At 62.4% G+C, this 1,212-nt stretch carries 1 protein-coding gene; it reads right to left on the bottom strand.

The genetic code is table 11. From position 1 onward, the window contains the following. Positions 1-1,154, bottom strand: a 1,154-nt coding sequence (locus tag Q4577_RS23645; protein WP_303473379.1) for an MFS transporter, incomplete at its 3' end; no start/stop codon positions are given. Between the last annotated feature and the right edge of the window lie 58 nt (positions 1,155-1,212).

Raw genomic sequence — 1,212 nt, 5'->3', positions numbered from 1 at the left:
GGCGCGCCCAGACGCCCGGACAGGCGCACAAGGACAACCCCGACCGCGACAACAGCGGCGGCGATATAGGGCGCAGCGGCAAGGCCGATGCCGTCCACCACAAGCCCGCCAGCCCATGCGCCCCCGGCGATGCCAAGGTTGAACGCACCGATGTTCAGGCCGGAGGCCACATCCACCGCGCCGGGCGAAACCTCGCGCGCGATTTGCACCACGTAGGATTGCAGCGGCGGCACATTGGCAAAGGCAAAACCGCCCCAGAAGGCCGCAACCGCGATGGCGGCAATCGGGTGTGTCAGGAACGCGCCGAGGGCGACCAGTGATATCGCAAGGCCGACAAAAATCACGGTCAGGGACGCGACTGCACCAATCCGATCCGCCAGTTTGCCGCCCGCAATGTTGCCCACGGCGACAGATGCACCATAGAGCAGCAGCACAAGACTAACCGCACCCGCCGACAGGCCGGTGACTTCGTTCAACATAGGCGCAAGGAAGGTGAAGGCGATGAAGTTGCCGCCGTAGCCGACAGCCGTGATCAGATAGACCAGCAGAAGCCGCGGCGAAGTCAGCACCTGCAACTGTGCCTTGATCCCCGCCGAGGCGGTCTTGGTCAGATTGGCGGGCACCAAAATGGCAGAAGCAACAAAGCCGATTACACCCAGCGCGACAACACCAAGGAAGGTCGACTGCCAGCCGAAGTTCTGGCCGATGAAGGTCCCCAGCGGCACCCCCGTCACCAGCGCGACGGTCAGGCCAAGAAACACCAGTGCAATGGCCGAGCTTTCCTTTTCAGGTTCCACCAGATCGGTGGCAATGGTCGACGCGATGGCAAAGAACACGCCATGCGCCAGACCGGTAATGAAACGTGCAGCGACAAGGCTGCCGTAGTCCGGCGCGAAGGCGGCATAAGCATTGCCGAGCGTGAACAGCGCCAGCAAGAGCAGCAACAGTGTCTTGCGCGGCACACGGTCAGCCATGGCGGTCAGCACCGGCGCGCCGATGGTCACGCCAAGGGCATAAAGACTGACCAACAGGCCAGCCGAGGGGATAGAAACGCCGAGATCGGCGGCGATGGTGGGCAACAGGCCGACGATAACGAACTCGGTCGTTCCGACGGCAAAGGCGCTGATGGTCAGCGCCCAAAGGGCAAGTGGCATCGGGTTTCTCCAATAAATTTGATGTCGACGCCGTATATGCCTGCCGTTATCTATTGCG

Source organism: Marinovum sp. 2_MG-2023 (assembly GCF_030548265.1).
Taxonomy (GTDB): domain Bacteria; phylum Pseudomonadota; class Alphaproteobacteria; order Rhodobacterales; family Rhodobacteraceae; genus Marinovum.
This window is presented reverse-complemented; position numbering and strand designations above follow the sequence as displayed.